We start from the raw sequence: 10,111 nt of genomic DNA on the forward strand, positions 1-10,111 counted from the left end.
CGGGGTCCTGCGCGGCCTCCAGGTCCACGCCCACCTCGCGCGCCAGGTCGCGGATGGCGTCGATGAACGTCTTGCCCAGGTAGCGCTGGACGAAGGCCACGGCGTCGCCGCTCGCCCGGCACCCGTGGCAGAAATAGAAGCGCTTCTCCGGGACGACATAGAAGGAGGGCGTCTTCTCCTGGTGGAAGGGACAGCGGCCCTTGTACTCGCGCCCGGCCTTCTTCAGCTCGACGTAGCGCGAGACGAGCCCCACCAGGTCCACCCGCTCGAGGACTTCCTGGATCTTGTGCTCGGGGATCATCATGAGCCCCACCCCCTCCGCCCGCCGTGGCTGGACCGCCATGGTCCGCACGCCGGCCCCTTCGGACGAGTATGCCGCGCACCCCTGACATGGGAGGCACGGGCGCCAGGACGCGGGTCGATGATGTGGGGCAAAGGGGCCATTTCCGGTGCTGCGCGGCTGCCCTGAAAGGGGGCAGGAAGGCAACCGGGATACCCTTAATGGCCGATCAGCGGCCGGGCAAGTTCAAGACCCGCCCGGCGCCGTTCGAGGCCGGAGACTTCAGGACAGCTTGGACAGCTGGCTCTTCACTTCCTCGGAGATGGCGCGGCCCTCGGCGCGGCCCTGGAGCTTGGGGGTGACGAGCTTCATCACCGCGCCCATGTCCTTGGCGCTCTTGGCTCCCGCCTCGGTGATGGCGGCCTGGACCTCGGCGCGCAGCTCATCGGCGCTCAGCTGCTTGGGCAGGTAGTTCTGGAGGACGGAGATCTCCTGCTCCTCCTTCTCCGCCAGCTCCGGACGGCCGCCGGTCTTGAACTGCTCGACGGAGTCGCGGCGCTGCTTGATGAGGGTGCCGATCACCTGAAGGATGCTGCCCTCGTCGAGAGGGCCGGTGGCGCCGGGCTCCACTTCCTTGTACTTGATGGCGCTCTTGAGCATCCGCAGGACGCTGGTGTGCAGCTCGTTCTTCGACCGCATCGCGTCCTTGAGGTCGGCGTCGATGCGCTCTCTCACGGTGGCCATTGGGGGCTCCAGGATGTGTGGGAGGGGGTACTGAACGGACGAAAGCCAGGGCGCGGAACTGACGCGGCCCTGGCTTCCGAGAGGGGCGACTAGTACGTCTTGCGCGCCTTCTTCACCGCGCGCTTCTTCGCCGCGAGAGCCTTCTTCTTCCGCTTCACGGAAGGCTTCTCATAGTGCTCGCGCTTACGAATCTCGGAAAGGATACCAGCCTTCTCGGTGGCCTTCTTGAAGCGCTTCAGGGCGCTCTCGATGGACTCGCCGTCCTTCACTCGAATGCCGGGCATAATGTCACCTCCTTCCGCATGCTCTAGAAATGTTGGGGGCGCCGATATGACGCAGCGGGCTTGAAAAGGCAAGAACGCCCGCAGAAAAGGGGGCCTGGGTGGGCTAAAGTAGACCCCTCGTGAGCCCCGCCCTCTTCCTCGTCCTTTTCTTGTCGCTCGGCCAGCACGGCGGTCGGGGAGCGACTGGTTGCTGGACGTCCTGCCAGCGGCACGTGCGGGACCCGGCCCTTCGCGCCCAGGTGTGCAAGCTGTGCGTCACCACTGGCCGCGCCGATGCCTGGCTGCTGGAGTTGGGGCGCCTGCGGCCCGTTCCCGAGGTGGCGCTGCGCTCGGCGCTCTCCGACCCGGACTGGCGGGTGCGGTGGGCGGCGCTCCGGACCCAGGCGAAGGTCCGGGGCTTCACCGAGACGCGAGTGCTGGCGGACTGGGTGGCCGACGCTCCGGCGAAGGAGGAGGTGCTCGCCTGTCTCACCGCCGCGCGAGCCGCCGCGGAGGATGGGCGCTCCAGTGCCGTCTTCCTGAAGGATGCGGGAAGCAGGGGAGGGGCGGCGGCCGCTCGGGTGTGGGCGCGCCGGGACGCCATCCGAGAGGCCCTGGAGGTGGAGGTGTATGACGAGGAGCGCCCGCCCCGGGGTGCGGCGCTCCTCCACCTCGCCACCTTTCTCGGCCAGTCGCCGGCCCGGGCGGTGCTGTCCGCCATGGCCGGGCGCCCCGAGTCCGCGGACGAGGCCCCCGCCTCCGCGCTCTTCTCGGTGGCCGAGAAACAGGGCACCTCGGTGGGACGGATGCTGGTGCTGGAGGCGAAGCCGGCGGATCAGTCCCTCATCAACCGCCTCTTCGCCGTCTATTCGCGGGAGTTGGAGACACTCCAGAAGGGGCTCTCCTCCGTCGACGCCACGGAGCGGCGCGCCGCCGTGGTGTCGCTGCGGCACTACGGCCCCCTGGCCCAGCGAGAGCTGGAGCGCGCCCTGGGAGACATGGAGGCCTCGGTACGACGGGTGGCGGCGCGTGGGCTCGCCGAGGCCGAGGGCCTGTCGCTGAGCGAGGCCGCGCGCCGACGGGTGCACGCGGAGGGGGCGACGCCGGCCTCCCGGCGTACGTGGCTGGAGGTGGCCGCGACCGACAAGGGCTGTGAGTCCTTCCTTCTAGAGGTGGCGGGCGACGCCAGGCTTCCCCCGGACGCGCGGGGCGAGGCCGTGGCCAGGCTGTCCGAGTGCGACAGCCTGGGCCGGCGTCGCTTCCAGGTGTTGTCCCCCTTCCTCGAGGACTCGCAGGCCCTGGTGCGGGCCGGGGCGGTGCGGGCGCTCGCCCTGCCACGCTCGCCCGAGGGAGACGTCGCCGTCGCCGCCGCGCTTGGGGACTCGGCGCCGGAGGTGGCCATCGCGGCCCTCGAGGTGGTGGCCCAGCAGCGCCAGACGGGACAGGCCGAGGCGGCGGTGGTGTTGCTCGGCTCCAAGCACGCCGGGGTGCGCGAGGCCGCCGCCCGTGCGCTGGAGGGGCTCGGCCGCGCCCAGCACGTGAAGCCCCTGGCCCAGACGCTCCAGTCGGATCCGGACGCCGCGGTGCGCGTGGCCGCGGCGCGGACCCTGACCGCCCTGGGGGGCCCCTTCGCGGCCTCCGCGCTCAGCCAGGCCTTGAAGGATCCGGATTCCCACGTGCAGCACGTGGCGCGGCAGGGCCTGGCGCGGCTCGGTTTCACTCCGTAACCCCCGTGCGGAGTTCTTGCGGGCCATCCGTCCGCCGCTATGGTGCGAGGTCTGGAGAGGTGGGAATGAAGATTACACGGGCCATTGTCGTCGAGCCGGGTACCGCGGGGCGCCGCAAGCTGAAGGAGGGCCTGGAGAAGGCGGGCCTCGAGGTGTCCGCCCTGGCGGAGTGGGGGGAGGAGGGAGCGCGCGCCCAGGTGGTGGTGCTGGGGCCCTCGGTGGAGCGGGGGGCCCAGGTGGCGCGCGCGGTGCGCAAGCACCTGCCCCAGGCGCTCGTGCTGAGTGCGCGGGAGGATGCCTCGAAGGCTGGCTTCGCGGACGGAGTCCTCCCCCTGCCCGTTTCCGCGAAGGATCTGCGGGTGCGCCTGCCCGAGCTGGTGAAGTTGCGGACGCTCGCGCGCGGCGGCACACCGGCCCGCAGGGGCCGCGCCGCGCCCGCTTCCGAGCCGGTGCGGGCCTCGGGCACGGGGCTGTTGGATCCCCTCACCCAGTTCTACGTCTTCGAGCACTTCAAGGACTTCGTCTTCGTCGAGGTGAAGCGCTCGCGCCGCTACGGCCTGCCCCTGGCCATCGCGCTGGTGGCGTTCGATCCGCTCCCGGTGCAGGTGGATCACGAGCTGCGCGAGCAGCTCCATGGAGGACTGGCGCTCGCCGTCCGGCGCTCGCTGCGCGACACGGACTATCCCGTGCAGTACTCGGCGGACCGGGTGTTGCTGCTGCTGCCGCATACGGATCTGGCCGGAGCGCACACCATGGCCCGCCGCGTCTGCGAGCGCGTGGCCCGCTCCAGCCTCGCCTTCGATGAGCAGGTGCTGCGGCCCACCGTGTCGGTGGGGCTGGCCGCGCTCGCGCCGGGGCGGGAGGTGTCCTTCTCCGAGCTCGTGCGCCAGGCCCAGCGCTCGCTGGAGTCGGCCCAGTCCGCCGGCGGCAACCGCGTGGAGATGCTCGCGGAGACGCCGGGACTGGAGATCGAGGGGACCTGAGAGACGACCGGGAGGCGCGCTACGGACCGCTGATGGCCTTGCCGTCCACGCGGTTCCGGCCGGCGCGCTTGGCCCGGTAGAGGTACTTGTCCGCCGCGGCGATCAGCTCCTCGGCCTGGGTGTAGTCCGAGTCGCGCAGCGTGGCCACCCCCAGGCTGATGCTCACCTTGATGGGGGTGCCGCCGAAGACGAAGTCCGCGCGGTCCACCGCCACGCGGCAGCGCTCGGCGCACGCCAGGACCTGCTCCTCGGTGGACTCGCGCAGCATGAGGGCGAACTCCTCGCCGCCGTAGCGCGCGAACAGGTCCTCGGTGCGGATGGTGTCGCTCACCCGCTGCGCGATGCGTCCCAGCACGTAGTCGCCGGCCGGGTGCCCGTACACATCGTTGATCTTCTTGAAGTGATCCACGTCGAACATCACCAGGGACAGCGGCACCCGGTGGCGCAGGCAGTACGCGAACTCCTTGCGGATCGTCTCCAGGAAGTACTTCTTGTTGTAGAGGCGCGTGAGCCCGTCGCGCGTGGCGGACTCGTAGATGCTGCGCTGGTACGCCTCCTCCAACTGGTCCTGGATGGAGAACTTCAGCACCGTGTTGGAGCCGATCTGGATCTTGTCGCCATCGTAGAGCGGCGCGGCGCTCACCTTCAGCCCGTTGAGGAACGTGCCGTTGGTGCTCCCCAGGTCCACGAGCTGGAAGCGGCCGTCCCCGAGCGACACCACCTTCGCGTGCTTGCGCGAGATGCCATCGTCCTCGACCTGGAACTGCGCCTCCGTGCTGCGGCCGAGCACCGTCTCGGAGCGGTCCAGCTTGAACATCCGACCGATGCCCGCGGGCGATTTGGTGCTGATGACGATGAGATACGCGCTCTGCTGCTGGGGCGCGGCGGTCCCCAGCAGGTCCGAAATCGAATGGACGGCGGTCTTCTCGTCGGACATCGTGCCCCCCATCTTACGGGTCGATGATTGTCGCCAGCAAGCATCCCTCGGGACGGTCGCGCTTCAATGGTCTCTCCGATCAGCCGCGCTTCGACTTTTTGGCCGGTGCTTGCTGGGCGATTGGCGTGCGCTCGGTCATCTCCCCGACAATTGGGGTCTCGATGAAGCGGGCGAGTGCCTCCCTGTCCCGGTGGTAGGCGAGCCCCTGCATCAGCTTCACCAGGGCCGCCGAGGGCGTCATGTCGCCCCCACTGAGGGCTCCCTCCGCCCGTGCGGCCGCCCCGGACTCGTAGAGCGTGAGGTCCACGCCGTTGCGATAGGCCTGGCTCACCACCACCACCGGCACGTCGCGTTCCCGGGCCTGCTGGAAGAGGGGGAGCAGGGAGCGGCCGAGCGAGGGATCAATGGGGAAGTTGCCGGCCCCGTAGGCCTCCAGCACGAGGCCGCGCACGTGGGGCAGCAGGGCCAGGGGCAGGGCGGGGTCCAACCCCGGGAAGACCTTGAGGAGGAAGACGCGCGACTCGAGCTTCTCGCGCAGGCGGAAGGGTCCCTTCTGGCGCAGGCCCGGGGCGAAGGTGGCGTCCACGCCGAGGGTGCCGAGCAGCGGGAAGTTGGGACTCTCGAAGGCGTCGTACTCGGACACCTTCACCTTGCGGGTGCGGTTGCCGCGGTAGAGGTGGGAGTCGAAGCAGATGCTCACCTCGGGGGGGCCCTGGAGGGCGGAGAGCACCGCGTCAATGAGATTGAGCCGGGCGTCCGAGCGGATTTCACCCAGGGGCCGCTGCGCGCCCGTCAGCACCACGGGCTTGGGCAGCCCGGGCAGCATGAAGGAGAGGGCGCTCGCGGTGTAGGCGAGCGTGTCCGTGCCATGCGTCACCACCGCGCCGTCGAAGTCCGGCAGCCGGCGGTGGAGGTGGGCGGCCAGCCGACTCCACAGCTCCGGCTGCATCTCCGAGCTGTCCAGGTTGGAGAAGAGCTCCAGCTCGATGTCGGCGACCTGGAAGAGCTCGGGGCAGCGGGACTTGAGCGTCTTGAAGAAAGCCGCGGGACGCAGTGCGGACGGCCGGCCTCCGGCCATCCCCAGCGTGCCGCCGGTGTGCAGCAGGAGGATTCTGGGCATATCGCGGGGTCCCTCCCTGGCAGAGCCGGGGTTGCTTTACAAGCCCCGCGCGCATGGCTAAGACCGACGCGTGCTTCCCGCCCGCCGCAACCGTGTCCTCCTCGCGCTCTCCCTGGCGCTGATGGCTGTCGCCTGTTCCAAGAACTCGGAGGCGGCCTCGCCGCCCCAGTCCGCCGCGCCCCGGCCCGCGCCCGCCACGCCGCCGCCCCCGCCGGCCGCCGCTCCCTCCGGGGATGCCCTCTCCGGCATCCCCGGCATGGACTTCTCCGCGCTGCCGCCCGCCGCGAAGCGCGAGCTGTCCACCGTCCTCTCCGACGAGTTCTGCTACTGCGGCTGCCCCCACACCCTGGGCCAGTGCTTGAAGGGGCACACCACCTGCAAGCACGCCAGGCGCATGACCCGGATCGCCGCCCAGCAGGCCATCGCCGGCGTGCCGGCCACGGAGATCATCGTCGGCCTCTCCGAGTACTACGCCGCCTTCCGCGCGCCCCGGCAGAAGCTCGAGGTGGACCCGCGCATGTGCATGGGGGACGCCAAGGCCCCCGTGGTGCTGGTGGAGTTCTCCGACTTCGAGTGCCCCTACTGCGGCAAGGCCCGCCCCATCCTGGAGGCCTTCGCCAAGAAGAACGCCAGCAAGGTGCGCTTCTGCAACGTGCCGTACCCGCTGCCCATGCACGCCAACGCGGTGCCCGCCGGGCAGGCGGTGCTCTGGGCGCGCGACCAGGGCAAGTTCTGGGAAATGCACGACGCCCTCTTCGAGAACGCCCAGGGCCTGTCCCAGGCGAAGATCATCGAGGTCGCCAACAAGCTGGGCCTGAAGGGCGCGGAGCTCCAGAAGGCGCTCCAGGCCGGCACCTACGCGAAGGAGCTGGAGAAGTACAAGGGCCTGGGCAACGCGGCGAACATCCGCGGCACGCCCAGCCTCTTCTTCAACGGCCGCTTCTACGACATCCAGATGGGCCTGACGGAGGACGCGCTCAACCACACCCTGGAAGACGAGCTCGAGTGGCGCGCGAACAACAACGCCTGGGCCGCCGACTGACGGATTCATGAGCCAACGCTTCCGCATCGACGGCTCCCAGCTCGTTCCCGACGAGCGCCAAGGGGGGCAGACCCAGCCACTGACGGGCCGCACCGGCTCGTACGTGCTTCAGCCCACCTCGCCGGACCTGCTCGTCTTCTCGCGCTCCCCGGCCGAGGGGGGCTCCATCAACGCCCCCCGCGTGGTGCTCTCCGGAGACGCCGCGGGCTTCCCGCTCTCGGACCTCATCGCCTTCTTGAGCCAGTCGCGCTGGAATGGCGTCGTCCGCGTGCAGGCGCCCGGGGGCGAGCGCTCCGTCATCCTGCGCGATGGCGAGGTGCGCGGCGCCACCTCGGACGTGGCCGCGGACCGGCTCGGCGAGGTGCTCGTGCGCCTGGGCTACGTGGAGCGCACCCAGCTCGAGGCCGTGCTGCGCGAGCAGCCGCCCTCCAAGATTGGCCGCACCCTGGTGGAGCGGGGCCTGCTCCAGGCGCATGACCTGTTCAAGTGCGTCACCCACCAGGTGAGTGAGATCTTCCACGCCATCGTGCTGTGCCGCGAGGGGAGCTTCTTCCTCATCGACCAGCCGGTGGAGGACAAGCTGGGCCACAACATCCAGCTGTCCACGCAGAGCCTGCTGATGGACAGCATCCGGAAGATCGACGAGCTGGCGCACTTCCGCAAGCGCGTGCCCAACGGGCGCGTGTACGTGCTGCGCAAGGGGCTCACCCACGCCAAGCTGGAGCCGGACGAGGATCGGGTGCTCGCCCTCGTGGATGGCCGGCGCACGGTGCTGGACCTGGGGCAGGCGGCCCGACTGTCCGAGTTCGACGTCACCAAGGTCGTCTACGGCCTGCTGGAGGGGGGCTTCGTGTCGCTCTCCGACAAGCCCATGGGCGGCACGACGCAGTCCATCTCCGGCCTGCCCGCGGTCCGCCCGCGCAGCATCATGGGCATCCCCGTGGTGCGGCCCTCCTCCACGGGCATCCCCTCGGTGCGCTCGGCTCAATCGGGGCGCTCCGCGGAGCCGGCGGTGCGCCCCGTGCCCACGGACTCCCGCGAGGTGGTGCGCGTCTTCAACCGGATCTTCCGGGAGATCGCCACCGAGGTGTCCAAGCAGGGCCTGGCGCGCGAGTTCATCGCCTCGGCCAACGCGGCGCTCTCGGGACAGGCGCTGTCCGCGTCGCCCGTGTTGCAGGGGCTCGTCTTCGCGCTGGACGGCAGCCTGCCGGACGTGAGGCTGGTGGAGGCCTACGAGCGCCACCGCGTCGCGCTGGGCCCCGAGCCGCTGCTCTCCTTCCGGCAGGCCCTCAGCGACGTGATGTTCTTCCTCCTCTTCCAGGCGGGAGAGCTGCTGGAGTCGCGTGCGGATGAGGATCTCGCCCGGCGGGTGAAGGACATGCTCGCCACCCTGGGCGGCTCATGAGCGACACACTGCCCCGGCTGACGGCGGACGTGCCGGGGTGCGGCGGCGCCTTCAAGCTCGTGCCCGAGGACTTCGAGGTGGAGGAGGTACCCGCCTACCAGCCCTCGGGGGAAGGGGAGCATCTCTACCTCTGGGTGGAGAAGCGAGGCCGGGACACCCGCGAGGTGGTGCGCGCCCTGTGTGCCGCGCTGGGCGTGGACGAGGGCGACGTGGGCGTGGCCGGCATGAAGGACCGGCAGGCCATCACCCGGCAGCTCCTCTCCGTGCCCGCCCGGGCCGAGGCGCGCCTGGCCGACTTCTCCCTGGAGGGCGTGAGCGTCCTGTGGAGCCGGCGCCATGGCAACAAGCTGCGCACCGGGCACCTGCGGGGAAACCGCTTCCGGCTGCGCCTGCGGGGGGTGAAGGACGTGGGCGCGGCGCGGGAGGGCTTCTCCCGGCTGGGCACGCACGGCATCCCCAACTACTTCGGCGAGCAGCGCTTCGGCCGCGAGGGCGACAACGCGGACCTGGGTCGCTTGCTGTTGCTCGGCCAGCGACTGCCGCGCCGCCCCGACAAATTCCAGCGCAAGCTGTACCTCTCGGCCTTCCAGTCCCGCATCTTCAACCGGGCCCTCGCGGACCGGCTGCGCGCGGGCACCTTCGACACGGCGCTGTTGGGCGACGTGCTGCGCAAGGAGGACTCGGGCGGCCTCTTCGTGTGCGAGGCCCCCGAGGTGGACGGGCCGCGCGTGGCCGCCTGGGAGGTGAGCCCCGCCGGGCCGCTCTTCGGGCCGAAGATGACCGCGGCCACCCATGCCGTGGCCGAGGCCGAGGCGAAGCTGCTCGTGGACGAGGGCATCACCCTGGACGACTTCCGGCGCGGGGGCGATGAGACCCAGGGCGGGCGCAGGCCCTACCGGGTGCGCCTCACCAGCCCCTCGCTGGAGGTGGAGGGGGAGGACCTGGTGCTCGCCTTCGAGCTACCCAAGGGCTCCTACGCCACCGAGGTGCTGCGCGAGTTGATGAAGGACGGCTGAGGACCTGCACCCAGGGACACGGCTTCGTTTCGGCACTGCTCGCGGTGGCGGGCAGCTCGAGCAGTCAACAGGTGGACGTCTGGACGGACAGCTCCGGGCAGCTGAGCGCCAACGGCACCTTCCAGGCGGTTCGCAGCAGTGCCGACGCGCAGCAGTCTGAAGGTGGGCGTCGTCGGACCCCTCTTCTGAGCGGACCTGGGCTGCCCGCGGGTGCTCGCGGGCGCGGTCCACGCTCATGCGGGTCTCGCGGTCGATGGGTGACGGGGCAGCCGCATGGTGAAGGTGGTGCCCGCCTCGGCCGTGGACTCCACCCAGACGGTGCCCCCGTGCGCGTCTACCACCTGCTTCACGATGTACAGGCCCAGCCCGATGCTGCGGCCCGCCTTGTCCACGTCGCCCGTGGCACGTTGGAGCGGCTGGAAGATCCTCCCAAGCCGTTCGGCCGGGATGGGGGCCCCTTCATTGTGGACGGACAAGACCACGTCGCCGTTCTCGGCGTGGGTCTCGATGCGGACAGGGGTGTCTCCGGGGCTGTACTTGAGCGCGTTCGTCACGAGGTTCTGAACCACCTGACCCAGCCTGTCCGGGTCCCAC

At 70.4% G+C, this 10,111-nt stretch carries 11 protein-coding genes; 5 read left to right on the forward strand and 6 right to left on the reverse strand.

Annotated elements, in window-relative coordinates:
* From VF794_RS08510 to rpsU, 3 genes are all read right to left on the reverse strand, one after another.
* Positions 1-301: CHC2 zinc finger domain-containing protein (locus VF794_RS08510; protein ID WP_331108684.1), on the reverse strand; the 301-nt coding region annotated here is incomplete at its 3' end.
* 261 nt (positions 302-562) lie between these two features.
* A complete protein-coding gene (locus VF794_RS08515; protein WP_331108685.1) occupies positions 563-1,024 on the reverse strand; it encodes a GatB/YqeY domain-containing protein in 462 nt (153 codons plus the stop codon).
* Positions 1,025-1,113: 89 nt separating this feature from the next.
* Entirely contained in the window at positions 1,114-1,308 is a 195-nt protein-coding gene (gene rpsU, locus VF794_RS08520; RefSeq protein WP_002621505.1) for a 30S ribosomal protein S21, read from the reverse strand.
* Positions 1,309-1,427: 119 nt separating this feature from the next.
* On the opposite strand from rpsU, the gene VF794_RS08525 reads away from it, so the two are divergent.
* Both VF794_RS08525 and VF794_RS08530 read left to right on the forward strand, forming a co-directional pair.
* Complete coding sequence (locus VF794_RS08525; RefSeq protein ID WP_331108686.1) at positions 1,428-3,014, forward strand: HEAT repeat domain-containing protein; 1,587 nt, start codon at positions 1,428-1,430, stop codon at positions 3,012-3,014.
* Between the two features lie 65 nt (positions 3,015-3,079).
* Positions 3,080-3,997 (forward strand): GGDEF domain-containing protein, encoded by a 918-nt coding sequence (locus tag VF794_RS08530; RefSeq protein ID WP_331108687.1) that lies wholly within the window; start codon positions 3,080-3,082, stop codon positions 3,995-3,997.
* A gap of 19 nt (positions 3,998-4,016) precedes the next feature.
* On the opposite strand, the gene VF794_RS08535 is transcribed toward VF794_RS08530, so the two are convergent.
* Both VF794_RS08535 and VF794_RS08540 read right to left on the reverse strand, forming a co-directional pair.
* A complete protein-coding gene (locus tag VF794_RS08535) occupies positions 4,017-4,934 on the reverse strand; it encodes a GGDEF domain-containing protein (RefSeq protein WP_331108688.1) in 918 nt (305 codons plus the stop codon).
* Between the two features lie 79 nt (positions 4,935-5,013).
* Positions 5,014-6,054, reverse strand: a complete 1,041-nt coding sequence (locus VF794_RS08540) for an asparaginase (protein ID WP_331108689.1) — start codon at positions 6,052-6,054, stop codon at positions 5,014-5,016.
* 70 nt (positions 6,055-6,124) lie between these two features.
* Between VF794_RS08540 and VF794_RS08545 the strand changes: the two genes are divergently transcribed.
* Genes VF794_RS08545 through truD form a run of 3 tightly spaced genes read left to right on the forward strand, consistent with a single transcriptional unit; the run spans position 6,125 to position 9,517 of the window.
* The gene (locus VF794_RS08545; RefSeq protein ID WP_331108690.1) at positions 6,125-7,096 is read left to right on the forward strand and encodes a DsbA family protein; all 972 of its coding nucleotides are present in this window, start codon (positions 6,125-6,127) and stop codon (positions 7,094-7,096) included.
* 7 nt (positions 7,097-7,103) lie between these two features.
* A complete protein-coding gene (locus tag VF794_RS08550) occupies positions 7,104-8,501 on the forward strand; it encodes a DUF4388 domain-containing protein (protein ID WP_331108691.1) in 1,398 nt (465 codons plus the stop codon).
* Positions 8,498-9,517, forward strand: coding sequence for a tRNA pseudouridine(13) synthase TruD (gene truD / locus VF794_RS08555; RefSeq protein ID WP_331108692.1), 1,020 nt, complete (start codon positions 8,498-8,500; stop codon positions 9,515-9,517). Before VF794_RS08550 ends, truD begins: the two co-directional genes overlap by 4 nt.
* A 233-nt stretch (positions 9,518-9,750) precedes the next feature.
* On the opposite strand, the gene VF794_RS08560 is transcribed toward truD, so the two are convergent.
* On the reverse strand, positions 9,751-10,111 hold a 361-nt coding region (locus tag VF794_RS08560; RefSeq protein ID WP_331108693.1), incomplete at its 5' end, for an ATP-binding protein.

The organism is Archangium sp., assembly GCF_036389735.1.
Classification (GTDB): Bacteria; Myxococcota; Myxococcia; order Myxococcales; family Myxococcaceae; genus Archangium.